General features: G+C 70.1%; 27 protein-coding genes. 12 read left to right on the top strand and 15 right to left on the bottom strand.

Going from position 1 to position 26,107, the window contains the following annotated elements:
* Nucleotides 1-123 precede the first annotated feature (123 nt).
* The gene (locus AB0O53_RS14505) at nt 124-1,260 is read right to left on the bottom strand and encodes a DNA polymerase III subunit beta family protein (RefSeq protein WP_365195685.1); all 1,137 of its coding nucleotides are present in this window, start codon (nt 1,258-1,260) and stop codon (nt 124-126) included.
* 399 nt (nt 1,261-1,659) lie between these two features.
* On the opposite strand from AB0O53_RS14505, the gene AB0O53_RS14500 reads away from it, so the two are divergent.
* Nucleotides 1,660-2,229 (top strand): hypothetical protein, encoded by a 570-nt coding sequence (locus AB0O53_RS14500; RefSeq protein WP_365195683.1) that lies wholly within the window; start codon nt 1,660-1,662, stop codon nt 2,227-2,229.
* Here AB0O53_RS14500 and AB0O53_RS14495 read toward each other — a convergent pair.
* From AB0O53_RS14495 to AB0O53_RS14480, 4 genes are all read right to left on the bottom strand, one after another.
* Entirely contained in the window at nt 2,202-4,298 is a 2,097-nt protein-coding gene (locus AB0O53_RS14495) for a hypothetical protein (protein WP_365195680.1), read from the bottom strand. The genes AB0O53_RS14500 and AB0O53_RS14495 overlap by 28 nt on opposite strands.
* A 50-nt stretch (nt 4,299-4,348) precedes the next feature.
* A complete protein-coding gene (locus AB0O53_RS14490; RefSeq protein ID WP_365195677.1) occupies nt 4,349-6,319 on the bottom strand; it encodes a hypothetical protein in 1,971 nt (656 codons plus the stop codon).
* Complete coding sequence (locus AB0O53_RS14485; RefSeq protein WP_365195676.1) at nt 6,316-7,023, bottom strand: hypothetical protein; 708 nt, start codon at nt 7,021-7,023, stop codon at nt 6,316-6,318. The genes AB0O53_RS14490 and AB0O53_RS14485 overlap by 4 nt, the downstream gene beginning before the upstream one ends.
* 420 nt (nt 7,024-7,443) lie before the next feature.
* Nucleotides 7,444-7,893 (bottom strand): hypothetical protein, encoded by a 450-nt coding sequence (locus AB0O53_RS14480; RefSeq protein WP_365195673.1) that lies wholly within the window; start codon nt 7,891-7,893, stop codon nt 7,444-7,446.
* Nucleotides 7,894-8,797: 904 nt separating this feature from the next.
* Between AB0O53_RS14480 and AB0O53_RS14475 the strand changes: the two genes are divergently transcribed.
* Genes AB0O53_RS14475 through AB0O53_RS14465 form a run of 3 tightly spaced genes read left to right on the top strand, consistent with a single transcriptional unit; the run spans nt 8,798 to nt 10,202 of the window.
* The gene (locus AB0O53_RS14475; protein ID WP_365195670.1) at nt 8,798-9,127 is read left to right on the top strand and encodes a helix-turn-helix transcriptional regulator; all 330 of its coding nucleotides are present in this window, start codon (nt 8,798-8,800) and stop codon (nt 9,125-9,127) included.
* Complete coding sequence (locus tag AB0O53_RS14470; protein ID WP_365195668.1) at nt 9,127-9,897, top strand: hypothetical protein; 771 nt, start codon at nt 9,127-9,129, stop codon at nt 9,895-9,897. The genes AB0O53_RS14475 and AB0O53_RS14470 overlap by 1 nt, the downstream gene beginning before the upstream one ends.
* A gap of 44 nt (nt 9,898-9,941) precedes the next feature.
* Nucleotides 9,942-10,202, top strand: coding sequence for a hypothetical protein (locus tag AB0O53_RS14465; RefSeq protein ID WP_365195666.1), 261 nt, complete (start codon nt 9,942-9,944; stop codon nt 10,200-10,202).
* A gap of 81 nt (nt 10,203-10,283) precedes the next feature.
* Here the strand turns inward: AB0O53_RS14465 and AB0O53_RS14460 are convergent, their stop codons facing one another.
* Complete coding sequence (locus AB0O53_RS14460) at nt 10,284-11,375, bottom strand: DUF4238 domain-containing protein (protein ID WP_365195663.1); 1,092 nt, start codon at nt 11,373-11,375, stop codon at nt 10,284-10,286.
* A gap of 191 nt (nt 11,376-11,566) precedes the next feature.
* Between AB0O53_RS14460 and AB0O53_RS14455 the strand changes: the two genes are divergently transcribed.
* On the top strand, nt 11,567-12,040 hold the full coding sequence (locus AB0O53_RS14455) for a hypothetical protein (RefSeq protein ID WP_365195660.1): 474 nt from the start codon (nt 11,567-11,569) through the stop codon (nt 12,038-12,040).
* A 137-nt stretch (nt 12,041-12,177) separates the two neighbouring features.
* A complete protein-coding gene (locus AB0O53_RS14450; RefSeq protein WP_365195657.1) occupies nt 12,178-13,164 on the top strand; it encodes a competence protein CoiA family protein in 987 nt (328 codons plus the stop codon).
* Nucleotides 13,165-13,717: 553 nt separating this feature from the next.
* Here the strand turns inward: AB0O53_RS14450 and AB0O53_RS14445 are convergent.
* From AB0O53_RS14445 to AB0O53_RS14425, 5 genes are all read right to left on the bottom strand, one after another.
* Complete coding sequence (locus AB0O53_RS14445) at nt 13,718-15,481, bottom strand: IclR family transcriptional regulator domain-containing protein (protein WP_365195655.1); 1,764 nt, start codon at nt 15,479-15,481, stop codon at nt 13,718-13,720.
* Nucleotides 15,474-16,070: an RNA polymerase sigma factor gene (locus AB0O53_RS14440; protein WP_365195653.1), complete on the bottom strand. Its 597-nt coding sequence runs from the start codon at nt 16,068-16,070 to the stop codon at nt 15,474-15,476. Before AB0O53_RS14440 ends, AB0O53_RS14445 begins: the two co-directional genes overlap by 8 nt.
* A 448-nt stretch (nt 16,071-16,518) precedes the next feature.
* Nucleotides 16,519-16,671 carry a hypothetical protein gene (locus tag AB0O53_RS14435; protein WP_365195652.1) on the bottom strand — a complete coding sequence of 51 codons (153 nt, stop codon included), beginning with the start codon at nt 16,669-16,671 and terminating at the stop codon, nt 16,519-16,521.
* A 452-nt stretch (nt 16,672-17,123) separates the two neighbouring features.
* A complete protein-coding gene (locus AB0O53_RS14430) occupies nt 17,124-17,819 on the bottom strand; it encodes an HNH endonuclease family protein (RefSeq protein ID WP_435886652.1) in 696 nt (231 codons plus the stop codon).
* Between the two features lie 121 nt (nt 17,820-17,940).
* Complete coding sequence (locus tag AB0O53_RS14425; protein ID WP_365195649.1) at nt 17,941-18,939, bottom strand: ATP-dependent DNA ligase; 999 nt, start codon at nt 18,937-18,939, stop codon at nt 17,941-17,943.
* A gap of 144 nt (nt 18,940-19,083) precedes the next feature.
* Between AB0O53_RS14425 and AB0O53_RS14420 the strand changes: the two genes are divergently transcribed.
* The 3 genes from AB0O53_RS14420 to AB0O53_RS14410 all read left to right on the top strand — a co-directional run bounded on the left by AB0O53_RS14420 (nt 19,084) and on the right by AB0O53_RS14410 (nt 20,574).
* Nucleotides 19,084-19,758, top strand: a complete 675-nt coding sequence (locus tag AB0O53_RS14420) for a hypothetical protein (RefSeq protein ID WP_365195647.1) — start codon at nt 19,084-19,086, stop codon at nt 19,756-19,758.
* Nucleotides 19,742-19,921 carry a hypothetical protein gene (locus AB0O53_RS14415; protein ID WP_365195644.1) on the top strand — a complete coding sequence of 60 codons (180 nt, stop codon included), beginning with the start codon at nt 19,742-19,744 and terminating at the stop codon, nt 19,919-19,921. Before AB0O53_RS14420 ends, AB0O53_RS14415 begins: the two co-directional genes overlap by 17 nt.
* 95 nt (nt 19,922-20,016) lie before the next feature.
* A complete protein-coding gene (locus AB0O53_RS14410) occupies nt 20,017-20,574 on the top strand; it encodes a hypothetical protein (protein ID WP_365195641.1) in 558 nt (185 codons plus the stop codon).
* A 73-nt stretch (nt 20,575-20,647) separates the two neighbouring features.
* Here AB0O53_RS14410 and AB0O53_RS14405 read toward each other — a convergent pair whose 3' ends face one another.
* The gene (locus tag AB0O53_RS14405) at nt 20,648-21,049 is read right to left on the bottom strand and encodes a hypothetical protein (RefSeq protein WP_365195638.1); all 402 of its coding nucleotides are present in this window, start codon (nt 21,047-21,049) and stop codon (nt 20,648-20,650) included.
* 246 nt (nt 21,050-21,295) lie between these two features.
* Entirely contained in the window at nt 21,296-21,988 is a 693-nt protein-coding gene (lexA, locus tag AB0O53_RS14400; RefSeq protein ID WP_365195635.1) for a transcriptional repressor LexA, read from the bottom strand.
* 186 nt (nt 21,989-22,174) lie between these two features.
* Between lexA and AB0O53_RS14395 the strand changes: the two genes are divergently transcribed.
* The 3 genes from AB0O53_RS14395 (at nt 22,175) to AB0O53_RS14385 (ending at nt 24,223) form a co-directional block, all read left to right on the top strand.
* Nucleotides 22,175-22,393, top strand: a complete 219-nt coding sequence (locus tag AB0O53_RS14395) for a hypothetical protein (RefSeq protein ID WP_365195632.1) — start codon at nt 22,175-22,177, stop codon at nt 22,391-22,393.
* Between the two features lie 135 nt (nt 22,394-22,528).
* Complete coding sequence (ku, locus tag AB0O53_RS14390; protein WP_365195629.1) at nt 22,529-23,548, top strand: non-homologous end joining protein Ku; 1,020 nt, start codon at nt 22,529-22,531, stop codon at nt 23,546-23,548.
* A 141-nt stretch (nt 23,549-23,689) separates the two neighbouring features.
* Nucleotides 23,690-24,223, top strand: a complete 534-nt coding sequence (locus AB0O53_RS14385; protein WP_365195626.1) for a hypothetical protein — start codon at nt 23,690-23,692, stop codon at nt 24,221-24,223.
* A gap of 150 nt (nt 24,224-24,373) precedes the next feature.
* On the opposite strand, the gene AB0O53_RS14380 is transcribed toward AB0O53_RS14385, so the two are convergent.
* Nucleotides 24,374-24,631 (bottom strand): hypothetical protein, encoded by a 258-nt coding sequence (locus tag AB0O53_RS14380; RefSeq protein WP_365195623.1) that lies wholly within the window; start codon nt 24,629-24,631, stop codon nt 24,374-24,376.
* Nucleotides 24,632-24,689: 58 nt separating this feature from the next.
* Entirely contained in the window at nt 24,690-25,883 is a 1,194-nt protein-coding gene (locus tag AB0O53_RS14375; RefSeq protein ID WP_365195620.1) for a hypothetical protein, read from the bottom strand.
* Nucleotides 25,884-26,107: the final 224 nt, after the last annotated feature.

Here is a 26,107-nt window from a genome sequence, read left to right as displayed (position 1 = left end):
GCCAGTCGAGCATCAAAGCCATGGGGTACCTCCTGTGTGGGTGTGTTCGGGCGGGCGGGGTGCCACTCCCCGCCGGGGGCGGGGGTGGGGCGGCGCGCCCCACCCCCGCGGGCGGTTGTCCGCTCAGGAGAGGCGGACGTGCATCAGCAGGTGCTTGTAGCCCTGACCAGCCATCTCGGGGCCGTCGGTGAAGAGGCCGGGCTTGCTGAGCTGCCCGTCCTTCATCTCGCCCAGGTGCAGGGTGATGGTGTCGCCGGTGAACGTGCCGAGCGCGTCCAGCAGGAAGCCCGGGTTGAAGGCGGCGAGGCCGCCACGCAGGCCTTCGCCGGTGCCGTGGGTGACGGTCGTCGGGATGGACATGCCCTTGGTCCGGGCCTTGCCTTCGGCCGTGTCCAGACGGGGGGCGAGCGTGAGGTTTCCGTCGGTGTCCCAGGCGAACATCACGGGGATGTTCTTGAGCCCCTTGGCGTTCAGGACGGCCTGGCACTTCTTGACGGCCCGGACGGTCGTGGCGCGGTCGAGCCGGACCGACGTCTCGCGCGTCTTGGGGAACAGCGACTTGTACTTCGGGAGGCTGCCGTCCAGTGAGCGCATCGTGATGGTGATCGCGCCCAGCGACAGCGTGGCGCGGGGAGTGGGCCAGGTGGCCACGGAGTCCCCTTCGGCATGGTTGTCTTCGAGGATGCCGATGCCCACGGGCCCGTCGTGGCTCTTCAGCCGCTTGGCCAGGGCGGAGAGGGTGGCGGCCGGGATGAGTGCGGCCAGCGGCTTCTCCGGCGGCTGCACGGTGGCGGTGACGGGGACTTCCGCGACGGCGAAGCGGTAGCGGTCGGTGGCGGCCATGGTGAGCGTCTCGCCGTCCAGCGTGACCTGGATGCCGGTGAGTACGGGCAGCGTGTCGTCGGTACCCGCCGTGGGCAGTACGCGGTTGAGCTGGGTGAGGAAGGTCTGCGCGTCCATGGTGGCCATGGCGGGCACGGCCTCCAGCGGCGGGGTGTACGCGTGGATGTCGTGCGTGGTGATGGGCACCGTGAGGTGCTCGGTGGCCAGCAGGTCTCCGGCGAGCGAGACGCGGGTCTGAGCCGCGACGGCCTTCGTCTCCCCGGCGACCATGGCCGCGAGCGTCTTCTTCAGCTCCGGGAAGTCGAGGAGCGAGGAGCCCTTCCCGGCGGGCGTGGCGGCCGGGACCATGACCGACACCGCGGTGTCGAAGTCGTAGGCGCTGAAGACGATGCGGTTGCCGCCGGTCTCGATCAGCACACCGCGCTGAGCGGGCGGCTGCGCCTTCGGGGCAATTCCGAATTCAGCGAAATTCAGAGCTTCGATGATCTCCGCGTGGATTCCCGCGAAATTCGCGGTCGGCTTTACGGGCTCCTTTACCTCCTTCTTTGCTGCGGTGGTGGTAGCGACCTGCGTTTCGGACGTGGTCATGGCTCTCCCTGGAGAGTGAGGTGTGGATTCGGCTTGCTGACCGGCTGCCACCGCCGACCAACAAGAAAACTATACCATGCACCACTCACAATCAGGGCTGGTCAGACGCTCCAATCGGCCCAATCTGCAGCGGAATCGGGGAGGTCAGCAGCCGCCGGTCCGTCCCCGGACGCAAGGAGCCGGCGCACCGTGGCCGCGCCTACGGCGCCGTTGCGTCGTTGGACGGGTATGACCGCCAGCACGGAGCAGATCGCCGGCAAAACGGCCGCCCTGGACCTGATGCGCGGATACCTCGCCACGGACCCGGAAGCCATCGCGGCCGCTGCGGCGGCGGGCGCCGTGTGCCCGACCACGGCCGCCTACATGCGCCAGCAGACCTCGGGGCTGCTGACCGAAGCCGTCCTCGCCGACCCCGACTTCTCCCCGTACCGCCGCGCGGTGATGGGGCCCGTGGGCATCGAATGGCTGGAGAGCGTGCCCATGGAGACGGCCGTCGCCGAAGCGGTCCTGGCCCTCGCAGGCGACGGCGCAGCACCGCGCCTCCCTCTGGACGACGCGCAGCTGGCCACCGTCTTCGCTCTCCGCCGTCGCCCGCTGCGTGGCCGTGTACGGCCCGGAGGGCACCATGCGGCACCTGGACCGAATCCGGTCCGTGATCGCCCGCCCCTGAGCCTAGAGTCTCTTGCCCTGCGAGCCGCTGCGCCACGGCAGCCCCCCGCCGGGAACGCGCGGGGGCCCTGTGTGGCTGCGCAACCGGCTTGGGCTGGCTTCTACGCCGAGAAATCGCTGGGGGTGTAGCGGTTGCCGGTGACGACGGCTGCTACGACAGCGCGGTCGATCAGGGCGTTCGGCGGGCGGTGCTTGGCCAGCCAGATCAGCTCGTCGACTCGGAGGGTTCCGGCCTTCTCCTTCTCGGTGAGGTCGAGTACAAGCAACTGGCCGAAGGGAGCGGTGGTGTTGGTGTATTCGGCGGCTTGGGCCAGGTATCTCTTCTCCAGGTAGGCCCGGTCGTTGCTGGTGTGGTTCTTTTTGATCTCGGTCAGGTACTGGCGGGATCCGAAGTGGACGAGGATGTCAGCCCGTCCAAGGGCCCGGTTGACGGCTTCGACCTGGACCAGGTGACCGATCTGGCCGCTGAGGAGCCAGGTGTAGAAGTGCTGCTGCAGGTCTCCTTCGACGGGAACGAGGTCGCCGTCGGCTTTGTCGAAGCGCCGCCGGTAGTCACGGAACTTGATGCGTCTGCCGTCCGGGCCGGTCCGCCCCTCGCCGAAGGCGGTGGCAGTGTCCAGGTCGGCTGCGGCCCTGAGGAAGTGGACGGTCTGGCCGACCAGGACGGTGAAGGTCCGCCGGGTCTCTCCGACGAAGTCGGGGAACGCTTCCAGATCGTGCAGGAGACGGTTGAGCAGCGGAACCACGACGGGGTCGGAGTTGTGCAGCCGGGTGAGGTCTGCGCGATAGGCCAGGTCGTCGATCGCCTTCAGGTCGTCGTCGGTACTGGTGCGGGCGAGTCGGGCGGTGAAGGCACGTCCGAGTGCTTTTACTGCCGCGGGGGCCAGGCGGTGGGCGCGTTCAGTCTCCGCTTCACCGGGCGGTTCCTCGGCGGAGGCGCCCGCGGTGCTTCCGTGCTCCCGCCGGCCCGATGGCCGTGCCGTCAGTTGCTGTTCCACGCGGGTCAGGAGTTTGGACGCTGTCTCATGGTCGAATCCCGCGGTGGGGTGGGTGTCCGGTTCGGTGACAGCGCGGCGCAGCTGAGCGAGGAGGGATTGCTGGCGCAGGAAGGTGTCTTCGATGGCGGGTTCGACGAGGAGGGACATGCCGTGTTCCGCTGAGCCGACAGGGCAGACGGTGCGGGAGGCCTGGTAGGCGGTCAGGACGTAGTCGAGTGCGCCCCAGGGCTCCATCCAGACGGCTTCCTGCAGGTATTCGGCAGCATGTTTCAGCTGTAGTACGAGGTGTTCCCACGCGACTTCGGCCGCCCTCTGCGGTTGCAGCCAGGCGGGTTGGTGCATGCCCCAGCTCCATGCGTGGCGCTGGTCGAGGGTGGCCGCGAGCCGGTCGGCGGCTTCGTTGAGTCTGGTGCTCTGGCCAGCGGTGAAGGCTAGCAAGGCGTCGCACACGGCGGCATAGGCGCGGGCGTCGTGGCGGGCTTCCTCGGCGGCGTCTGCTGTGGTGAACCAGGTGTGCGCGGCCTGCAGGTGGTCGATGACGTCGGCCACGGTGCGGGAGGCGAGCGCGGTGCGCAGCCGGTCGTATCCCAGTTCGACGAAGGCGTCGATGTCGCTGGCTTCGTCGTTGGAGAGGCGTTCGAGATAGGAGCGCAGGGTCGCGGTGATGGCTTGCTCCCGGCTGGACCAGCTGTCCAATCCCAGACCGATGATGCGAGGCAGGCGCTCGGTGAGGTCTTCTGGAGTGTCGCTCTGTTCGAGTTCCTCCAGGATTCCCCAGACCTGGTAGGGGTTAACCGATTTTGCTACCGCGAGGCGGACCGCGCCTTCGAGGCGGGCTGCGGCGAGAAGCGGCTGGGTACCTGTCACTGCGTTGAAGTCGCTGAGGAGTGCTGTATTCAGTGCTTTGGCCAGCTGCTGTGTGGCGGAGACGCTGGCGAGGAGCGTTTCGATGGTCGCGGTGGTGTGCAGGAAGCTGGACTGGCGGGCAAATCCGCCGGGGAATGTGCCTGCGATGTCGTGCCAGTCGGCTTCGGCGTGGTCGAAGGCGTGGGTGACCGCTTCGGCCAGCAGGGGAGCGTAAGGGCCTGCCGCGACCGTACCCATCTCGGCACGGACGGCATCGGCGGGCATACCGAGACCAGCGAACGTGATCTCCCGGCCTTGTTCGGCCAGGGCGCTGAGCTGCTCGGCCAGACCCATACCGCCCCCTCCTGTCCTGGTCGTGCGTCTTGTGGGATGAGGGGCTGTGTTCACCACATGGGACGGCCCTCGGCTACCTCGACGATACGGTCCTTGGGCAGTACGCCATTGGCAAGGGTGAAGTCGGCGGTGGTGATCAGCACCTGCAAGCTGTTCTCGTCAGCCAGTTTCGCCAGTTCCGTGACCAGACTGTGAGCGTCGAGGTCCTGGATCTCCTCGGCCTTGGGACTGTCGATCAACAGCAGGCCCGGGTGGGTGGACAGGCCATGTGCCGCTCCGACCCGCAGCAGCGCGATGACCACGGCGATACGCAGGCGCAGCCGCTCGCCCGCGGACAGCTTGCTGAAGTAGTCGGCGACGCCACCGTCTTTGATGACCTTCAGCTGGGCCGCGCGGTTGATCTCTACCTTCTCCAGGGAGGTGATGCCGAAGCGGCGACCGAGGTCGGCGATCTCCTTGTTGACGTCATCGAACAGTCGCTCGGCAGCGGACTTGCTATCGCCGTCCAGGACAGTGACGCCGGCCTTCAGGACGTTGACGATCGTGCTCTCGTAGGGGTCGCCGATGTTCTCAGGCAGATCGGGGAGAACGGACAGCGCTCCTTCCAGACGCAGGATCGCTTCTTGTGCCTCGATTCGCTGGGGAAGCAGAAGGACGGATTGGGCCTCGCGCAGACGTGTTTGGGCTGCTGTAAGGAGATCGGTGAGCTGGGTGAGTTCGGCCTCGGCAGCTTCCAGCGCCTGGCGGGAGGTAGCCTCGGCCTCCTTCGCCTGCTCCAGGCGCAGTCGTGCCTCGTCCTGGACCTCCTGCGGGTTGTCGTCCTCGCCGGTGACCGGCCGGGCGCAGATGGCGCAGGCGTGGTGGTCGCGTTCCTGCTGGCGCCGGTCTTCGGCGATCTCCTGGTCGCAGCGGGGGCAGGCCTGCGGGTCCAGGCCGTGGAAGAGGAGCCGCGCGGTGAGGCTCTCGCTCACGTCGTTCAGCAGGCGTTCCTCGCGGCGCCGGTGCTCCACCGCGCGCCGGTGCACGCGCATCAGGCCTTCCCAGGTCTCCTGGGCGTCGGCCACCTCGTGTGCCCGTCGTGCCGCTTCGGCGGCCAGGGAGGTCAGGGATTCGTCCTCGCCGGGTCCCGGCAGCGCGGCCAGTCGGGCGCGGGCCTCGCTCAGCTCGCTCTGCTTGCGTTCGCGTTCCTCGCGCCGCTGCTGGAAGGCGCCGTGGGCGTCGGCGTTGCGGCGCTTGGCGGTGGAGCTCCTGACGTCATGGGCGGCGCGTACGCGGGTCAGGGTCGCGGCGGCCGGAAGGTCGAGGAAGACCTGGAGCAGGCGGCCGGGCAGGCCGCCCATCATCTGGTCGCCGAGCAGCACCTTGTCGCCACCGGCGGGCAGGTAGATCGCGCCGTAGTAGGCGGGCCATCCGTGGGCCTGTGTGCCGGTCTCGTTGAGTGTGTTGAGCAGGGGCTGCAGGTCGAGGCGGTCGAGCATGAAGGCCTGGATGTGCTGGGCATAGCTCTCGGCACTGCCGGCGGTGATGAGCGTGGTGATTTGGCCCGCTTCATCGGACGTGCGAGCCGTTTCGAGCGAGCCTACGTCCGGGCCGGTCAGTACCTGTGCGCGGACGATCTCGCCGTCGATGCAGTCCAGGCGGAAGCCGAGGGGCTGGCCGGCCACGACGATGTCGAGGTCCAGGTGGCGAATCCAGTTCCGGACCCCCGACTGGAGGTCACGCGGGGTGCCGCGCAGGCACCAGGTGATCAGTTCCAGGACGCTGGTCTTGCCCCGCAGGTTGGAGGCGACCAGTGCCGTCAGGCCGGCACCGAAGCGGAAGGTGGTGTCGAACGGGCCCGGCTCAAGGGACCCGGTGCGCAGGCCGTCCACGCGCATCCGGTGCAGGCGCAGTGACCGCGGGCGGGCGGGAGTCAGGGTGAGAGGCAGCCCGTAGGTGGCGAAGACGTCGCGGACGTCGACCTCGCTGCTCTTGGCCTGTCGAGCGATCCGGGCCGCAAGAGGCTCTTCAGCTTCCGTCACGACTCCCCCTCGTTGTCGTTGGTGGCGCTCTGCGCGCGCAGTACCTCAAGCCGGGCCCTTGCCCGGATGCTCACCGATCCGATGCGCGTGCCGCGTGCCGCTTCGGCGTACTCGCGCTGCAGATACTGCCGCTTCTTCAGTGCGGTGCCGCCCAGTCCGTCAGCCAGGGCGACCACCAAGGCGACCCGCTCGACGTAGTAGGAGAACACCGGTGCCTCACTCACCACGCGCTGGGCGACCTGGTCGCCGTGCTGGGTCAGGTAGTAGTCATGCTGGCGCACGTGGTTGACGGTCCCCTTCCGGCGTCGCACGACCAGGCCGCTGCTGCGCAGCACCGCGAGCGCGTCGTCGAGAGGCTCGTAGGCACCGAAATGGTGGCGCAGCATGGGATACCGGCGGACCTCGGGCTCCTCGGAGTCCAGGATCTGACCCGCGAGCTCCAGCAGAGCCGGCTCCTTACTCGTCTCGTAGTCAGTGAGCAGCTCATCGGCCAGGTAGTCGGGGTTCCGCAGCCAGAAGTCCAACTTCTGCAGGCGCACCTGGGTACGGACAACCCCAACCGCTTTGCCGAGACCGGGGTCAGCGAGGTCGAGGGCCGTGGGCTTCTGGCCGGCGCCGCGAATCAGCAGCAAGAGGCGCACCGCGTCCTGCTCCCGGCTAGTGATGGGAGCATCCGGGACGGATGAGGCACTGTCGGTCTCCATTGAGTGATCCTAACGATGGCCCGCCGCCCGACGTGGGGTTTCCCGACGGCCAGCACCAGGGGAGCCGAGGACGTTCCCTAACCTGGGCTGCGCGGCCAGTCCTGCCCTACGGGCTTCACGCCGCGGTCGCCCAGGCGCGGGCCCGCGCTCGGCGGTGCAGCTCGACCTGGGCGGCCGGGGAACGGCCCAGAGTTGGAGACGATGCCGGCGGGAGAGGGTGATGAGCCCGCGGCGGAGCGCCGCGGTGCCGGCTTGAGCGGGCAGGCGGGCAAGGTCGGCGTAGGTGCGCAGCCATGAGGCCTGGGGTCGAGCAGGGCGTCGGGGAAGCGGATGGAAGTCATCCACCAATTCAAGCAGGCGTTCGAATACGGGGCGCGAATCGCGCCTCTCACGCCAGCCATCCCAGTTCGTCCCAGGCCATCACATGTGCAGGTGCTGCCGCACGATGCGCACGAACTCCTCGATCTGTTCGGCCATCTCGCCAGCCTTGCCCTCAGACGCGTCGTAAGCCGCTTGCGTGATGCCCTCTACCGGCCACTTCCCAAGAAAGGGGATGGCGGACGAGGCTTGCATGACCCGCAGGGCGGCTTCCCGGATCTCGGCATCAGCCTCCAGTTCGACGGCGAGGTAGGCCGTCCAAATCGGGGGTCCCTGGTAGAAGGACCGGGCTATGTCCTCCGGATCCTGGTCGTAGCCGCGCTGGTCATACATGAGCAGGGCGTTGTACCGATGTACGGCGTGCACACGGCGGCGGGCACCATCAACGAAGGCGATACAAGAGTCCCGTAAGAGAGTGCGCTGCCACTGTTCACGCTGTGTATCCGCTTGGCGCTGCGCCTGCTGAACCATTGCTTCCGCCTGCTGCTTCATGCCATTCCGGCCGAGCCATGCAGCTGCGACTGCCGCGCTCCCTCCAGCGAACGCGCCGATGGCTGCGCCAAGGAGTCCAGCTATACCTTGATCCAAGAGGCCCCCCACGTTGGCCGGTACGAGCCTCGGCGCCACCGAACACCCGCCACCGGATCGAAGCCACCATCCTGGGCTGTCACCAGCGATAGCGCTCGGAGTTCGGTGAAACCGGTCAAGGTTCGGCGAGCGGGCTTTCCCGCGCCAGAGAACGTGCCCACATGCCAGTGCAGATTAGGCGCCGCGGCGCGACGTGCCCTTCGACGGCCTTCTTCGCAGCGGCTCCCTCCGGTCGGCGCCGCGCTGAAGGTATTCTTGGCCGCGCTCCGGAGACCAGCTGGGCCGGATTCGCCGACCGCTGCGGGCTCAAAGTCGCCCGCCCGGTGCAGTGGGAGGTCGAGGCGCTCGCCCCCGTCGAACTCCAGCGCTTGATGCAGCCGCAGAGACCGAGTTGTGGTCGCTGCGACCGAGCGGTCCCACTCCCGTCCGTGTCCGGGGGCGGCCCGGCGGTCGGCATGCCGAGGTCAGCTGGCGCCTGCCGTGCCGCAGGCCGTCGTATGGCGCCGTACGACGAGGGCGCCAAGTCCGGCGGTCACGGGCAGAACCGCCAGGACGGACATCCACAGCGCGCCGGTCGCGGAGGTGTCGCCTACGACGGCGAGGATCGGACCCGCGCAGCACGCCGCACAGGCAGTGATCGCGGCCGCGCCGGCGCCGAGCATGCGCCGGGACCGGACGGACGGGAGGCGGGGGCCGAGGTGGTCATGTGGCTCCGAAAAGGTCGCCCAGATCCCGGCGGCGGACTCGGGCGCCCGCACCTGGCTCCGGAACCCTCGCCAGATCATCTCTAGCTAGCTAGAGTTGAGGCATGGATGTTCCTTTCCGCGTCACCGACGCGACCCTCGACGTGATCGAGGTACTCCTAGCGGGACAGCCGGATCTCTACGCGCTGAAGATCTCCAAAGAGATTGGCCGCCCATCCGGCAGTGTCGTCCCCATCCTCATGCGTCTCGAAGACTGCGGCTGGGTCACCAGCAAGTGGGAGGACTCCGGCTCGCAGAGCCGGGGGCCGCGACGCCGGTTCTATGAGCTGGACCCGAACCGCGTCGCCGGCGCACGAAGCCTGGTGGTCTCCCGCAGGCAACCGGCAACGCGGTGCACCGGGATCGTCCGGCCAGGTCTCGCAGGGGGCTGCTGATGATGATCGCCATCTTCATGGCAGTCGTGCTGCCCCTCATGCTGAGCGAGTTCTTCGAGTGGGGCCCTGCGTTAGCCCGACGCATCACCCTCTGGGCGGCCCGCCGCCTCGGGGCCTCGGAGGCCATCGAGCGCTACTCCGAGGAGTGGCTGGCCGAGCTGGAAGAGATCCCAGGCAAGCTGAGCCCCCTCCTCTTCGCGCTAAGCCACCTCGTCCATCTGCCCCAGATCCGGCTCCAGTTGCGACGCCGCCGCAGAAGCGAGGCGCTCCCGTCGATCGGGACAGTGACACCCAGTCCCCGACCGGTTCCCATCCCGCACCTCCTCATCCTGAACGGGACCGCTTGGAAGAGGGCAGAGGCGCTGGCGAGCATGATGAGGGCACGGCAGGGCATCCTCGAATGCGGATTCTTCGTCGTTACGGAGGCGGCGCGACCTGACCTGAGTGAGGCTTTGCACCAGCTGCGGAGTGCCATCCGCCGCTCCTCGAGCGTCACGTCCAGCGACGGCACTGCGAACCGTGGCCCTCGGCTAGACGACTCCGCCTTCCGCGATCGCCTGGCTCACGCTCTTGCGGCCGACACGTTCTTCATCGTGGCCGAAGAAGACGAGTCCACTCTCCGCATCCTCGCAGACCTCCAGCTCAGTACTCCGATCATCATCGGGACGCAGGAGCACGCGGTGATCCACACACATCCGAATCGCTACAAGATCCCTTGGGGGCAGGTGACGGAATCGGGTGTCCTGCAGTCAATCCTTGAGACCGACTGACCCGGGATCGGCATACGACCCCGCAGCTATTCTCCCCACCCCGGGTGCACGCTGAAACTGAGGTCAGCGGTCAGCGGTCAGCGGAAAACCACGTCCACAACGTCGCCGTCAACGCCTGGATGGCCAGCCACATCCACGGCGAGGACGGCTGCACCGGCTGTCAGGACAAGCGGCCCACCGGTACCGACTTGCAGGCCCGGATGGACACCATCACCGCAATGACGCCCGACATCACGAAGTGGTTCAACCGGGAGGTCTGGACGGCCGCCCTCAACGACACCGGCTGCGGCGTCACCCGAGGCTGACCCAGTCCATGCTCGTCCAGCGGTCGCGGAGCGGCGGAGCAGACGCCTCTGCGAGGGCGTGGCGGTGGGGCCGCTCCGATCTCAGCCCCGCGACCAGTTCGGACGGGGGCGGCAACGGCCCCGAGAGGGGTTGGGAGCCCTCCGGTGCGGAGAACCCGCCTGGTGCCGCGTGTCGTAGCCCGGAGGGTTACGTGGCCAGGCCGTCCTCTCGGGCCCTGAGAGCGCTGCGGACGGTGCGGTCGAGGCGGCTGCCGGGCCGGTAGTAGACGTAGCGGGCGGCCGACAGCCCTGCAGTCGGTTCATGGACTCCCTTCCGGCTTCGTTCAGCATGCCAAGGGTGTGCTCGCGCCCGAGGCTCAGCAGATGTTTGGGGCCGAGGGGGATGACCATGCTGGTCGCGTCCCCGAGAGCCATGCCGAAGACCGGTTTGCCGCGCTCGAAGCGGACCGTCTGGGCGGGGGTGTCTCCGATGAGAAGCTCTCCGGATTCAGGGCTGTGGATCGCCAGCCCGGATGCGGCGATTCTGTTCCGGACCTTGTGGAACATCTCTTCCATCCGTATGCGCAGCAGGGCGCCGCTGGCGAAGAGTTCGTCGGTCGGGCGCAGGAGGTCGTCGACCATGTGCTGCATTCCGTCCGGGCCGGTGATGTGGAGGCCGTACTCCTGCAAGGCGGCAGCCCGGATCAGCTCTTGTCCGTCGGTGAGGAACCAGCGCCGGCTGCTGGCCCGGAACTCGGTGAAGATGCGGTTGAAGGTGTCGCGGTAGAAGTGGGAGCGCACCCAGTGCAGGGCTAGGAAGTCGCGCAGTACGGGATGGTGCTGGGTCTCCTCCAGGATTCGGCCGCCGTCCAGTGCGGCGAATGCGTGGGGCAGGTTCTGCTCGGTGCGTGCCCAGAGGTCTTCGAGGGTGCCGGAAGCGAAGGGCACGAAGTTGTCGGACCAGCCGCAGCCGGCTGGGCCCTTGAGCTTGTGCCGCTGGTGGGGGTGGCGGAGATCGAAGGGGTAGAGCTGGGGGCCCGAGCCTCTGCTCCCCGGGTCCGTGAAGCGTTTGAGGAGGACCTTCGAGACCAGGTGTTGGCGGCGCACGTGATGGCCCGGTGTGTGCTCCAGCTCGCGCACCCGACCCCAGAACGGGTCCGATGCCGTACCCCGTGCATCCGGACTTCTCGCCATGCACTCCAGGGTCCCAGAACGTCCCGGCCGCGGAAACGGAATATGGAGGTCGTCGATGACAGCGCTGAGCGCCGGTTGCGGCGGACATGTACGCGAACCGTTCCCGCCTCGGGCTGGCCGGGTAAGCCCTGTCCGCCTCCATTCCACTGCGGCAGGCTGTGGAGGTTCTGCAGCAGCGACTAGGGAGCGACGTGACGTACAGGGACTGGACGTACCACGGGATCCAGGACGGCCCGGAGAGCAACAGGAGCGACGAGGAAGAGTGGCAGCCCGCCCGGATCCTGGTCGAGGAGGTCGAGTTCGGCCCGACCGAGCGGCAGGGCGTGAAGGTGCTGCGGGACCTGGCCGAGCCCGAGCACGGTGGCTTCGGCTGGGGGTACAACGGCGGCGGCACCAGCGCGGCGGCCGCGGTGATCCTCGCCGACGCGCTCGACCTCGGCGACCCGGACAAGTGCGGCATCGGGTACGCGTCCTATCCCGAGGACGAGGTGCTGGTGGAGCTGCGGGAGGACTTCTGCGACGACGTCCTGTCCCAGCTCTGCGACCAGTGGCGCCTGCGCCGCGGCGTCGTCCTGCGCTGGTCCTTGGCCTGGTACCTGCAGCGCGGAATCGACGAACTGCCCGCTGCCCTGCGGGAGCTCCCGCCGCTGCAGAGCCAGAGCTGACCGGTGGGGTCGCCGAACAGGACCCGGCCGGGCGGCTCCCTGTGGGGCCGCCTGGTCGACGTCTTCAATGGACGGGAACGGAATCCTAGGTAGTAGGAGGACCCCCCGGGGGGAAGCCCGAAGGGGAGGGGCGGAGCGTGCAGGACGACTTACTGGTGGTGGGGTTCGACCTGGAGACCCGTCGGGAGGTGCACATTGCCGAGGGGCCGCCGGAGCGCTGGAAGCGCCACGGGTACGGCGGCACGGGTCAGCTGGTGTGTTTCTACTGCTTCCACGGGTTCGAGGCCCCGGTGGGCACCCGGGTGCCCCTGGTGACACGGGGGAGGCTGGGCGGGAAGGTCCGCCGTCATTTCGCGCACCCGCCCGGGCAGGCGCCGGCCGGAGGCCACGGACCGGAGACGGTCTGGCACATCACGACCAAGCACCTCCTCGCGGCTTGGGCCCGGTCGAGGCCCGGGGTCGACCGTGTGCGGCTGGAGCAGTGGACGGAGGATCACGACCGGCGGGCCGATGTCGAGGTGCTGCTGCAGGACGGCACGAAAATCGCGCTGGAGGCGCAGCGCAAGCTCATGACCGACGACGGGTGGCGCGCCCGGCATCGGGACTACGCGCGCCAAGGCGTCGTCGACGTGTGGTTCTGGCGGCCTCGGGTGCATTTCCCGCACGTGGTGCTCGACGAGGGTTTGCCGGTGTGGTTCTACTCCGTCTCCAAGCGGGAGGCGGCGACGTCGCTGGGCGTGCCGCATGCGCGCGCACATCAATGGTGGCAGGCACCGGACCTGTCGGTGTTCGGGCTGCACCATCCGCCGTGTCCGCTCGACGAACTGGAGCGGGTGACGATCCCGCTCGCCGCACTGGGGCTGGGACCGGGCGGTGCAGTGCTGCCGGAGGGGCTACGCCAGCGGGTGCTCGACTCTCAGCAGGCGGCGCAGGAGGAGGCGAAGCAGCGGAGGGACGGCGAGGCCCGGTACGCCCGAGCAGTCCGTGAGGCCCGGGACCGTGCGGCGCGTGCGCCCGCTCCCCTGCCGCCTCCGCCGGTGCCGGCGGGTGGCCTGCGATGTGAGGTGTGCCGCCGTCCGCTGGATCCGCTACTGGGGAAGAACCGGCGGCACCTCCTGTGCTGAGCCCCCGGATAACCCTGCGCAGCCGGAAAGGGCGCCTGTCACGTGTAGTGGAGCGCGTAGAGGAATTCGTCGTCGCCGGTCAGGCTGGGGATGGCCAGGGCGGTGCACTGCCAGTCGGCATTGCTGATGGTCTCCCTGGGGCCGGCTGTAGGGACCCCGGGCGGGCGTGTCCGAAGATCACGAAGGGATACACACCGCCTGGGCAGGAAGCCATACCGCCCGGGCCGCGTCAGTGGCTCGGTCTCCGGCATGCCCGTGGTGCCACGTGCGAGAGCGGCTGCGACGTTGGCTGGGCCAGCATGCGGAGCTTGCAGTCCTTGCCCGAACAGCACCCAGGGTGCGCCTGAGTGGAGGGTCACCGAGGGCGTTCCCTGAACTTGGGCTCCGCATACAGTCGTCGCGGTCCACTCCGCGCCGTGCCGGCACCGCCCTCGCGAAGGAGGTGGCCTGTGCCCGGGCCTGAGGTCGGCGAGGGACACAGGCTCGTTGCTTCTGCCGCTGGTGCGGCGACGTCTGAAGAGGCACGCACCAGCGGCACAGCAAGTGCTGTCGGTCACGGGAGGGCGATAGCGGTTGTGCCGCCAGCAGGCCATACATTCGTGCAGGGTTGGCCGGGTTCGGCGGTGGAGCTGCTGTCGGCGGTGTCGGCGAGGAGTAGGGCCAGGAGGATGCCGGCGGAGTGCTGGCTGAGGGTGTGGGCTGTCTCCAGGAGCTGTGGGTACCGGTGGGCGGGCAGGGAGAGTGCGACGCACGTCGCGCGGCCGGGGAGGGAGAGGGGTACGGCGGCGCAGACTTCGCGCATGGAGTATTCGAGCAGGTCGAACTGGCAGGCCTGGGGCCCGTGTCCGTCGAGTGCGGCGAAGAGCTGCTGTGGGTCGGTGATGGTCCTGCCGGTCAGGGCGAAGGGCTCGTACCGGCTGAGGTGATCCATGCGCCCGTCGAAGTCGAGCTGCGCGAGGAGGCTCTTGCCGACGGCGCTGGCGTGCGCGACCTGGGGGAAGGGCACGTCCTCGGTCACCGGCGGGGCCATAGGTCCGGAGGCTGAGGTCAGCACATGGACCTCGCCGTCGGTGTACTGCGAGTAGTAGATGGCCGCGCCCAGACTCTCACACAGCCCGTCGAGGGTGACGGCGAGGAGTTCGTTCGTCCGGCCCGGCATCCGGGCAAGGTCGAGGCGGGGCCCGGTGCGGTGTTCCCCGGCGATGCTGTCGACGAGGTGCTGGCCGCGCAGCCAGTGCAGCAGGTGCGTGGCCGTGGCGAAGCTCAGGCCGGTGCGGCGGGTGAGGTCGCGGGTGGTGATGCCGTCCGTGTTCTCGATGAGGTGGAGCAGCTCGCGGGCTCTGGCCACGGTCTCCCACTGCGGGGGGACCTGCTGGGTCTGAGGCAAGTTCCGCGCCAGGCCGGTGAGCCGTGCCGGCCGCAGGTATCGGGACTCCCACCACGTCTGCGTGCCCTGCCCCGCTGGCCCGTCCTCGGGCGCGGGCAGTGCGGCGGGGGTGGCGGGCACCGTGACCGGCGGCCCTGACACAGCGCCTCCCCCGCCGGCCGGTGCCGGGCCGGTCCGCAGCTCGGTAGCGGCGAGACCGCTGGATGCCACGATCAGCGGACGAAGTGCGGCACGCGCGTTCCCCGCTCGCGTGGGGGGGCGGGGAGCGGACACCGGCGGAGTCTTCAGGCGGGGCCGGGCGTCGTGGCGGGCGAGGCGCGGTGCAGGGACCGGCACCAGCCGCGGACGGTCGTCCTGGCCGACAAGGCCGCTGCCCGCATCCCGGATGACGGGCGGCTGCGCCGGGGTGGATCGGGGCTGGTTCTGCGGGGTCGGATTCAGGGCCTGCCACAGCTCTTCGGCGTGAGGGGGGTCCTGGGCAGGGCGCAGCCAGGCCGAGGGGGGGAGGGCATGGTGCCCGGGGGGAACGAGGAGGCGCTGGGCGTCGCCGTGTCCGTGGCGGGCGGCTTCGGCGACCAGGAAGCGGACGTCGTCGGGTTCCTGGTCGGTGCGGGCGGCGAGGACGGCGAGGCGGAACAGTGCTCCCGGGTGGCCGGCTTCGGCGGCTGCGCCCAGGCAGTCGGCGGCCCGGTCGAACTCCTGTCGGGCGAGGGCCTTGGATCCCATTCTGTAGTGGGAGTTGGCGAGCTCTCGTTCGGCTCGGGTCAGCCGGTACTGGTGGGCCAGAGGCCCGAGGGGGCCCTCGGGGCGGTCCCAGTGGTCGGGTGGCCCGGCGATCTGGGCCATCAGGTCCGCGAGCCCGGCCGGGACCACCGGCTCCGGGCACCGTCGCCCGTCCGGGTGGTCGTCGTACGTGCTCACATCAGTCACCCTTCTTTCCGTGCTTGTTGTTCTTTCCGACCCGGGGCGGGATATGCCCGGCGAGTATGCGGCGCAGGGAGCGCAGCGCGGCGTGCCGGTCGTGATAGAGGCGTGAAAGGGGTATCCCGAGCTCGTCCGCGATCTCCTCGTCGGTCCAGCCCTGGCTCTGCAGTTCCACGACCCGGCGTCTGCGGCTACGGCGCATGGACTTGATCGCGGGAACCACCAGCTCCTCAAGGAGGTCCTGCGAGGCGACAGAGCCGGCCACAGTGCCAGGAGTGTCCGCGCCCTTGACCGCCAAGGCCTTGTCGGCGCGGGCCTGTCGGCGGAAGTCGGTACGGACCCGGTTGACGGCGGCCGTGTGCAGATAGGCGGCCAGGTCGGTGTCCTCGGGCAGCCGGCCCGCCGCGGCAAGTCGTACGGTCGCGGCCACCGCTTCTCCCGCCGCGTCCTCACCGGCGGCAAGGGACAGTCTGGGGAAGCGCTGCCGCAGGCGGGCCGGCTCGCTCGCCATGAAGCTCGGGCAGAAGTCGGCCAGTCGCTGCAGGATGCCGGCGCCGAGGGTGGCGGGCTCGCCGCCGACGCTGTCGTCGAGCACGGGACCTACCACCGGCCACGCTCCCCGACCGCGGGTCCGACGGTCACGCTTACGGTGACGTGCCCAGCGACCACACCCGCGGCAGGGAGCGCGATGACCACAACGACCGCGGGCTCCGGTGTACCGGGGTGGGCGGCAGCGGCGTGGTCGCCTGGGGTTCCGATGTTTTCGCGTTCGGCCGGGTGGGAGCACCGGCAGGGGCCGGACTTCCCGGACCTGCGGTGCTGCCACAGGCGCACCACGGCGCCCAGCGCGTGCAGCGCGCTCAGGGCGGTCGGGACATACCCGGCTGCCTCCATGAACGCCTTCATCTAGGGGTTCCCATCTCTTGGACGGGGGCGCTCTACGGCGCCCTCGCCCACCAGACGCCGCCCGAACCTCCAATCTCCCTTTTCGTGTGCAGGATTCACTCCCACGGGCACCAATCCGCATGCGCGTGCGATTAGAGCTAGCAGTGGATGGTGACCTTGAAGGGATCGGCCTCCAGGCCTCGCAGCAGGCTGACCGCGAGCATCACCGCGATGAGGGCGTTCACCGGGGTGTACTGCGTCCCCCCGGTCGCATGCGTGGTGGCATGCCGGCTGGCACCTGGCGCGCACACCGATGAACCCGCCCGACAGCCGTGGCGCAGACCTGGGTCAGAAGCCGACGGCAACGCGCTAACCGACCGCGGCAGCCGCACGCCGACACCCCGCCCGGACCGCGGCCAGGTCCGCCCGTACATCCGGCCCCCGCTGCTCATCGGCAGCCGCGGGTGCCCTGGCGGCGGCCACGTGCAGTCCGGCCCGCGCGGCCGCACCGTTAGCGCGGCCGCACCGTTACTGGGCGGCACCGCGACTTCGCCACCAGCCGCGCCAACTCCGCCGGGCCCCGCACGTCCCGTGGATGTGAACGCCGAGCAGCCGGGGCGCCCGTTCTGCGAGGGCGCCCCGGATCTGCTCACACAGCCCGTCGATCCCCGCGTGCGGGTCGTCAGGCGCAGTACCGGCACTCATCTCCCCATGGTCACCGCTACCACCGACAGCACCCCTCGGCCCGGCCTCGACCACCCAGCTACGGGGCGGGGGTGAACTCCACGTCGGTGCCGCCGCAGCCGGCCGCGATGTCCAGCAGCCGGTCCCGCTCCATCTCGTCCACCGCCAGACCCCACCGAAGCTTCGTCGCGGTCCACTCAGCGCCGTACCGGCACAGCGCGTCCGCGGACGGCGGGAGCCACTCCGCGGGATCCTGGTCGGCCTTGGACCGGTTCGAGCGGGCCGTCACCGCCACCAGCGAGGCGGGCTGGCCCTGGTCGTTCGCATACGCCTCACGCCGTGCGGGCGTCCATTCCGCCGCTCCAGAGTCCCAGGCCTCGGCGAGCGGGACCATGTGGTCGATGTCCAGGGCCCCGGCCGACGTCACCTCCCGCTCGTCGTAGTACGACCACCACACCCCGCCGGTCAGGGTGCAGCCCGGCCCGATCTCTGGGTAGACGATCGCCTCGGCCAGGAGGACCTCGGCGCGGGTGTTGCATCCGTCGGCTGGGATGTCGCCGGCGTTCCAGTGGCGGAAGGAGGTCCGCTGGTAGCCGGTCCGGTCCTCCACCGCCAGCGGCAGGGCGCCCACCGCGACCCCCAGCGGCAGCACCTGCGGCACCACGGCCGCAACCGGCGCCGGGGCAGCAGTCTGTGCGGCCGCGGCCGCGTCCGCGGCCGTGGGCAGGGACAAGGTCAGGGCGACGGCCGCGGCCGCGACAGCGGACCGCTTCATGATCATCATGGGCCGGTTCTACCGGACCCCGCGCCGTCAGCAACAGGTCAGCCCGGCCCGGTTCACCCGCCCGCGCACACGGTTCACCGGCGAAACGCCACTGCACCCCGCCCCCGCCCGGTCAGCCGGCCACCGCCGAGCCCTGACCGAACCTGGGCACGTCCTCCACCTCTATGTCCACGCGCAGACGCTGGAAGCGCAGCGGGTGGCGGTAGACGCCGCCGTGGTCGATGGCCCGGTCGGCGCTGACCTCGGCGACCAAAGCGGGATGGACGAGGGTGGTGTCGAGGACGTCGCGACTCTCCCACGTCGCCGAGAACCTCGCCCCCGTCCACGGGTGCCCGGGCTCGGCCGGGGTGAGGTACTCGGCGACCTGCCGGGCGGCGTCCGGACGCAGCGGTACGGTGCGGCCCACCGGCCGTAGGCGGCCGTCGGTGTCGTGGCGGCCGAGGACCAAGAGCTGCGGACGGGCCAGGGTGCCGGTGATCGCGCCGACGATCGCCTCTGCGGTGTCCCGCCTCCGGAACTTCGTCCAGCCCCGGTACCCGGCCTGATAGCGGCCATTCAGGGGCTTAACCAGAATCCCCTCCACCCCGGACACGTCCGTCCAGGACTCCAGCCATTCCCGGGCCTTGGCCAGGTCTGTGGTCTGCGGGACGAGCGTCCATGGGGCTGTCAGAGCGTGCTCGGCGAACAGGTTCTCCAGCTGGGCTCGGCGCTCGTCGTATGGGCGGGCGAGGAGCTCCTGGCCGTCCTGCTGCAGGAGGTCGAAGGCGACGAAGTAGGCCGGCCATCGGGCCGCCAGGGCCCGGGCTCCGCGGGCGCGGGCGGCCGCTCGGCGCTGCAACGCCTCGAAGGACAGTCGGCCCGCCTCGGTGTCCCAGACGACCAGTTCGCCGTCAAGGACCAGGCCGTGCGGCAACTGCGTCTCGGCGGCCGCCACCAGGTCCGGCCACCGGTCCTGGACCAGGGCCCCGCGGCGCGTCTGAATCAACACCGGGCCGCCCGGGCCGGCCGGGGTGAAGAGGATCGCCCGGTGACCGTCCAGCTTCTGCTCGTACGCCACCCCGGCGCGTGGTGCGGCTGAGCGGGGCAGGGCTTCCGCGGCCTGCGCCAGCATTGGCTCGACCGGTGGTCTGAGCGTCACAGCTTCTCTCCCTTGTGGCTTGCCCGACCCTGGTGAGGGCTGCCCGGGGTCGCCTGGGACGTTAGGCGCCGTCTCAGTCGGCCGAAGGGGTACATGTACCGGTGTGACTCGACTCCAGTGGCCGCGCACGCGGCTCGCGCCGCCGGCATCGTCACCGGCTACGACCAGGTGGGCGGCTGCACCCTTCGGCAGGCGTATTACCGTCTCGTGGTCGAGGGGCTGATCCCGCACACCGCGCCGACTTACCGGCGCCTGTCCGCCCGCCTGGCCCAGGCCCGCCGGGAGGAGCGGTTCCCCGACCTCATCGACCCGCTCCGCGAGGTTCACGGCCAGCTTGGCCGAACGCCGGGGGCGTTCATCCGGGACGCCCCAGACTGGTTCGCTCTGGACCGCACCGCCGGCCAGGAGATAGCCCTTTACGTCGCTTGTGAGAAGGACACCTTGCGGGCCCAGCTCACGGACTGGTTGGAGCGTTCGGGCATTCCCGTGCTCGTCGTCCGCGGCTTCGGCAGCCAGAGTTACGTCCAGGTCGTGCGCGAGCGTACGGCCCGGGACCAGCGGCCGGCCGTGCTGCTCTACGTCGGGGACTTCGACGCCTCGGGGGCCGACATCGTGCGGGACTGGGTTGCCCGCACGGCCTGCTGGAGCCGTGTGGAGCGCGTCCTGCTCACGCACGATCAGGTCCGCGCGTACGACCTGCCCGCCGCTGCGGGAGGCCTGGGACCCGCGCTGGGCCGGGTTCGCCCACCGGTACGGACTCGACCCCTCCCAGCCGGTGCAGTGGGAGGTTGAGGCGCTCGACCCCGCCGAGCTCCAGCGCCTGGTCCTCGCCGCCGCCGCTCCCCACGTCGATCAGGCCGTGCTCAACGACATCATCAAGGAGGAGCAGCGCCAGCGGGACCGTCTCAGGGAGTTCACCGGGCAGTGGCCGTTCGGGCGGCCGCGCAGCGGCTGACCCACGGATGCCGAGGGCGGTCACTCGGCACCCCCAGCATGAAGCAGGATGGATCGGGATCCAGAGGCCGGGGGCTTTCCTGAAGGATGGCGTCCATGAGGAACACCAGAGCGTTCAAGGAAGCCGTCGCCGACACGCTGGCCGAGCTGGCCCGTCGGGGTGTGACCGTTCGCCCGGGTACGGTCGCCGACACCATCGAGCAGAACATCCGCGCCGTCGCGACCCAGCTCGGGATCCAGGAGCGCTCCGCCTGGCGGTACTTCGACCCGGCCGGCCTCGCGGCCGGCATCGCCCAGCAACGGCAGGCGGCCGAGACCAGCAGCACGCCCGGCCAGGTGGGGCGCGCGCCGATGCCGCCCATCGACAACCCGGAGCTGGCGCTCATCCTCGGGGGTGTCCCTGACGCCCTGGAGGAGAGCGGCGGCGACCTCTACAGTGTCATCGTCAACGTCGCCGTCAACGCCTGGATGGCCGGCCACATCCACGGCGAGGACGGGTGCACCGGCTGCCAGGACAAGCGGCCCACCGGCACCGACTGGCAGGCCCGGATGGACACCATCACCGCCATGCAGCCCGACATCACGAAGTGGTTCAACCGGGAGGTCTGGACGGCCGCCCTCAACGACACCGGCTACGGCGTCACCCGCCGCTGACCCTCGCCGTGCTCATCCAGCAGCCGTAGAGCAGGCCCCGCTTCGAAGGCTCGGCGGTAGCGCCGCTCCGGTCTCAGCCCCGAGCCCGGTTCGGGCGGTGCGGACGATGGGGCCGGCGCCGGCCCGGTGAGGGGTCGGGGGCGGCCTCCGGTGAGGAGAACCCGCCCGGTACCGCGGTGCGCGGCGCCGACTGCTCCACGGAAGCGGCCGCCGGAGCGGGGACGACAGGCTTGGCCGCCGTGGCCAGGATGGTGATGTGCGGGATGCTCCGGGCACAGGTCTGGCAGACCTCGGCCAGGGTCCAGACCTGGCCGACGGCCGGGTTGTGGACGAGGACCAGCAGGCTGCTGCCGGAGCAGCGGACGCGGGCTTCGTGGAGGGCGCAGTGGGCGCTGCCGCAGCTGCAGGCCGCGTTGGGGCGGGCGCCGGCGAGGCGTCCGTGGGCCTTGATGTGCTCGGCGGCGAAGCGGCGCATGCTCGCGGCGTCCTTCGAGCGGGGCGGCATCCGACACGCTTCGGTGCTGCAGGTGACGGACACGGTGTGATCGGGGTGGCCGGTGAGGCGGACCGTCCAGGTCCGTCCCGGCACGCGTGCTCCAGGCATCAGGGTCAAGTCGGGATCCCGTCGTTGGGCTGGTCCGTGCCGGCGTTGTACCGGGCTGGTGCAGGAGGGGCGCCGTGCCGAGGGGACGTCCCCATGGGTGGCGCGGGGCGCTCTGGTTCAGAGCGCGCGCAGGACGGCGACCACCTTGCCCAGGATAACGGCGTCGTCACCGGGGATCGGCTGATGGGCTGCATTGTGGGGCATGAGCCAGACCCGGCCGTTCTCGCGGCGCAGGCGCTTGACGGTGGCTTCGCCATCCAGCATGGCGGCGACGATGTCGCCGTGGTCCGCACTGTCGGCCTTCCTCACGGTGACGATGTCGCCGTCGCAGATGGCAGCGTCGATCATGCTGTCGCCGACCACCGTCAACGCGAACAGCTGGCCCTCGCCGACCAGGTGCCGCGGCATCGACAGGACGTCCTCGACGAGCTCCTCGGCGAGGATCGGCGTGCCGGCAGCGATGCGGCCGACGAGCGGGACCTGGACGGCCTCCGGCTCCATCAATCCGGCCGGGGCGTCGGGGAGGCCGGCGTGCTGATCGCTGCGGACGCGATAGGCGCGGGGACGGTGCGGGTCCCGGTAGAGGAAGCCCTTGCGCTCCAGAGCCATCAGCTGGTGCGCGACAGAGGACGTACTGCGCAGGGGGACGCCCTCGCCGATCTCCCTCATCGAGGGCGGGTAGCCCTTGCGGGCGACGGTCTGCTCGATGAACGCGATGATGGCGGCCTGGCGGGTGGTGAGTCCGTCCGGGCCCGCGCGGGTGACACCGGGCGGACGACCGGGGCGGGCTTCGGATTCGATGACGTGCATGTGGTGCTCCCCCCTGAAGGGATCTTGCGTGCAGGGACAGTAACCCGCATACCACCCGCGACGGAACATCTTTTCGATAACGGGGCGTGCCGGTGTCGCAGCGGGTGGTGAGGGAGCCGGGCGACAACGGCCGTCCCTGGTCTCGCGCAGCTTGCAGCAGGGACGCGGACCGCTCATGATCCGCATGTGCCGTTCCACGTCAGGCTGCACTTCGGGCCGCCCTCCTCCCCCGCCGTCACCGGCACCTGGGACAGCGAAGCGACCGCCGAGAGGAAGTTCCGGGGGTTCATCGGCCGCTACGGCAGCCAAGCCGAGGTCCGCATCGAGCTGGTCGAGGACGGGCCCCAGGGCGAGCACACCGTGCGCTCCTGGACACGGGAGCGCGGCGAGGTGGAAGGGGCCTGACGACCCCGGTGAGGGCTTCCCTGTCCCGCCGGCGGAGGGTCGGCGTCTCGGGGGCGGGCCGGCGTTGCCGGTGGGGGTGAGGGGGCGCAGGGTGGATAGACGCCCTGGTGTCTCTCGTGAAGGGTGGTGCGGGCGATGGCCAGACCGGTGTGGACGGGGGTCTTGGGGTTCGGGCTGGTCAGCCTGCCGGTGGGCCTCTACACGGCCACGGACAGCCATACGATCCGCTTCCACCAGCTCCAGCGTGGGACCGCGGACCGGATCCGCAACCGTCGCGTGAACGAGCGCACCGGCGACGAGGTGGACCTGGCGGACATCGTGAAGGGCTACGACACCGGAGCCGAGTACGTGATCGTCGAGCCGCAGGAGCTCGACGAGATCGCTCCCGGCCGGTCCCGGTCGATCGACGTCTCCGGCTTCGTCGACCTGGACACCGTGGACCCCGTTTTCTTCGACAAGACGTACTTCCTCGGGCCCCGGGGAGCCCAGTACGGGAAGGTCTACGCCCTCCTGGAGCGCGCCCTGGCCGAGTCGAACAAGGCCGGCATCGCCACCTTCGTGATGCGCGGGCGGGAGTACCTGGTCGCCCTGAAGGCGGAGGAGGCGGAGGGCCTGCTGACGCTCCACACGCTGCACTGGGCCGATGAGCTGCGCGATCCGCACGCCGAGGTGCCTGACCTGCCGGGGAAGGTCCGGGCGACGGCGGCGGAGGTGAAGATGGCCATGCAGCTGATCGACGCCCTGGCCATGGAGTGGGAGCCGGAGGCCTTCCACGACTCCTTCCGCGAGAAGGTGGAGGCCCTGGTGAAGGCGAAGGCTTCCGGCGAGACGGTGGAGAAGGCCGAACCGGCGGCGGAGCCGACCGGTGCCGTCGACCTCATGGAGGCCCTGCGCGCCAGCGTCGAGCGGGCCAGAAGCCCCAAGGACACCGGCGACAAGGCCGCCTCGCCCGGTTCCCGGGCGGCGGGCGGGAAGAAGGCGCCGGCCGCGAAGAAGCGGGCGCGCTCCGGGCCGGCGGCCAAGGGCCGGGGACTGATGGCGCTGACGAAGGGGGAGCTGTACGAGAAGGCGGCCGCGGCTGGCATTCCGGGCCGCTCGTCCATGAACCACGACCAGCTCGCGCAGGCGCTCTCCCACCCGGGCCGCAGGAAGTGACCGACGGGATTCGATTCGAGGCTCGTCCTGAGGTAGCCGACGGCTCCGTCACCGGCTCTACACGCGCGTCACCCGCGCCAGCACACTTCTTTCCCGGCATCGCCTCGTTGTCCTGGGCATTCGACCCTCGGAGGCGCACCCATGCCCAGGACACTCCCCGCCGTGCGGCTCGCGGCGGTGTTGGTGGCGGCCACCATCACGGCGGCCACTGCCGGGGGCGGCCCCGCGTACGCGGTGGAGCGCTGCAAGGTGTCGTCCAAGACCATCGACAACCCCGCATACACCGGCCCCTTGCCCGACAACTGGGACTTCACCGTGAAGGCGTGCGTCACCACGTCCGGAGCGAATATCCGGCACTGGGCAACGATCTCCTGGGATCTGCCCGAATCCTCCAGCCGCGCGGGTTCCCTCTTCAACGCCACCGGCACGAACGCCGAGGTGACCGCGATGATCGAGGGCGGCGGTATGGCCGTGACGAGGCGCACCGACCTGGCCCAGCGCCTGAACAAGGCGAGGGACGGGTCCTTCACTCCTGCGTCCTACTCCTCGCACTGGCCGAGCCGCGAGCGCCTCTTCACCGACGTGATCTTGTTCCTTGACTGGAAGGGCGACGGGAAGGGACCCCAGAAGCTGCACTTCGCGCCCTCCCCCTCCCTCCCCGGATCGGCCCGCTGAGGCCTGCTGGCCCGGCGGTCATGCCCAGGACCTGGCAGACGACTCCCGGCTGACCTCCTCCCAGCGGGCTGGCCGGGTCTGCCACGCCGTGTCGGCGACTGCAGCAGCGGGGGCAGATGCGTTCCCGTGGCCAGCCGACGTGTCCTGGGGTCAGGCCACCGTCACGCGCAGGACGTACGGCTCGCCTGCGCTGATGGCCTGCGCCTGCTCACGCAGGTCCGCGTCCGTGAAGCCGAGCAGCGCCTCGTCGGCGGCGCGGCGCAACAGCGTAAGGATCTCGGCGACGCACCGGCCGCGATGCGTTTCGGCGAGTTCGGCGAAGGCCTGCTGGTAGGGGGCGCCGTAGGTGCTCGCGCTGTCGGCCAGCAGGTGGTCAAGGTGCTCCCGCTCGATGCTGATCTCTCCCACGGCCCGCTCCTTCGGTCTCCTCCGGGGGCCCGTCCGGTCCGGACCCTCGTCATCGACGCTACGAGGCTGGTCTGACATCGACCCCCGCCCCCGCCCCGGCACCGGGTGCGTCCCGCCTGATGAGGTCCTGGAGCAGCTCGCGGATGGGTGGTGGCATCAGCCCCTCGACACCGAGGAGGTGCCACTGCATACCTGGAGTGAGCCGGTCGCGCCGCCGAACCTCCCGGAGCTGGGAAAGCAGCAACAAGGCGTCGAGGGCGCGCTTGGCAAGTGGCCAGTCACGGTCCTTCAGCGTGGTGAGCACGGCCAGGCCGGCCGTCGCGTAGCGGCAGTTCATCCACTCCACGGCCGCCTCGCCCAGATGCCCGGTGGCGAGTTCCTCCTCGACGCGGCCGCACAGGTCCAGGGCCCACTGCCGTATGCCCTCGGCAGCTTCCCAGGTCTGCGCCAGTTCCTGGAGCGAAGCCGTGGCGGCCAGGTCGCGCAGATGATCGCGGGCATCACTCACGGGGCCGAGCGCCAGCTGGTTGTCGTTGGTGAGGAGCGCGTCGGCGAACTCGGGAACGTCTTCGCGGGTGGTCTCGACGAGGGACGCGATCGGGTTGGCCGTGGCAGTGGGGTTCATCGCGCGGAGCAGGTCACCGATTTCCTGCAGGGACATCGCCCCCGTGATGGCGACGGAGCCCGCGGCCAGCGCGGCGTCCTGCGGTGTGATGGTGCGCGGGCCGGGGTTCGCGTCGATGGCAGCGAGCTGGGCCGGGGGCCAAATGTGTCCGGCGGTGCGGACGAGGCGGGCGATGCCTTCGTCGATCCGCCGGGCCCGGGCGGGGACCAAGGTGGCGGTCAGGCCGGTCTCCGCGATGTGGTCCGAGAGGGCGTCGAGCCGATCCTCAATGTCGGCGTCTGGTTCGTCGTCGCCGGGGACGGTGAGGGTGTCCACGGGAGCGGTGAAGGCGGCCCGTACGGTCTGCTCCGGTACCGGGAGACCCTCGCCGAACAGGAGCAGGGCCACGTCGTGGGGCCGCTTGCCCCGGCCGCCGTGACGGGCGAGGCCGAGGACGAGGTCGAAGCTCTCCGGCGCCGGCCGGGAGGTGCTGCCCTTTCCGCGGCCCAGGCCTCCGCCAGAGATGTTGCCCGGCAGCAGCCGACGGCTCCTCCAGACCTCCAGCATCTTCGCGGTCACAGTGAAGCCGTGCCGGAACGCGTGGCCGATCAGCAGCTGATCCGCCGGGCTCGGGGTGTCAGTGGACATGCCCGGGAAGGTACCGGCGCCGCGCACCGCCGCGACCGGGCTGTCACCTCATCCGGTGACTGCCCGTGGAACGGCAGCCGGATGCCAACGCCATGACGTAGTGGTGGCGCCTCTCGTTAGAGCCCCCCTACCTCCGCCAGGTATCCGCGCGGTCCTTCCGCTCAAATGGCGTCACGGGGACCGCACGGCACCTCTTCGCAGTTGATCTTTAGCAGCTTTAGCAG

The sequence above is a fragment of the Streptomyces erythrochromogenes genome, assembly GCF_040684695.1.
Lineage (GTDB): Bacteria > Actinomycetota > Actinomycetes > Streptomycetales > Streptomycetaceae > Streptomyces > Streptomyces erythrochromogenes_C.
The sequence above is the reverse complement of the archived record's forward strand: the minus strand, read 5'-3'. Positions and strand labels throughout refer to the sequence as shown.